This window comes from Gordonia malaquae NBRC 108250, from assembly GCF_000344135.1.
Taxonomy (GTDB): domain Bacteria; phylum Actinomycetota; class Actinomycetes; order Mycobacteriales; family Mycobacteriaceae; genus Gordonia; species Gordonia malaquae.
Genome location: NZ_BAOP01000090.1, coordinates 1 through 716, shown reverse-complemented (window position 1 = coordinate 716; position 716 = coordinate 1). Strand labels below are relative to the sequence as shown.

The 716-nt window shown below is 60.1% G+C and carries 1 protein-coding gene; it reads right to left on the bottom strand.

Annotated elements, in window-relative coordinates:
- Nucleotides 1-278: 278 nt before the first annotated feature.
- Nucleotides 279-716: ABC transporter permease (locus GM1_RS21300; RefSeq protein WP_008382457.1), on the bottom strand; the 438-nt coding region annotated here is incomplete at its 5' end.

Genomic DNA, 716 nt, shown 5'->3' with positions numbered 1-716 from the left:
TAGATGCCCCGACAGCCATTCCGAGAATGACCAGCACGACTGCGGTACCCCCGCCGACCAGAACAGCGCCTCGTCCCCAGGCAAACTCATGTATGTACAAGAGCGTCTGTCGTCGATAGGTGGTCGCGACGTGACGAATTCCTGCGACGGTGTCGATGATGAATGTGGTGATGTGCCCGAGTTGTGCGGGGACTTCGGCGAGGGGCGTCACAGAACGCACGATCGGACGAGTGATCGAAGTGAAACGGGTGGATGGTATGGCGGTCACGTGTTCTCCGTCATCCGATGGTCTGCGGGACGAACATGATTGTCAGCTGGGTGATGACCACGTTGATGACGAAGCACGCCACCACCCCCAGGACCACGGTGGCGTTGACAGATTGGGCCACACCCTTCGGGCCGCCTTTCGTGGACAGACCCCGGTGACATGCGATCGCCACGACCACGAGACCGAACACCAATGACTTGATCAGTGCCACCAGGATGTCCGCCGACGAGGCGAACGAGGCGAACGAGGCGACGTAACTTCCGGGCGTGATGCCCTGGACGTTGACGCTCAGGATGTAGCCGGCCACGAGACCGGTAAACACGATCAGCATGCACAACATTGGAGCGACGATGAGAACCGCAACGAACCGCGGTGCGACGACTCGACGGGTCGGATTGAGTCCAAGAGTTTCCATGGCATCGATTTCTTCACGGACGGTGCGTGCGCC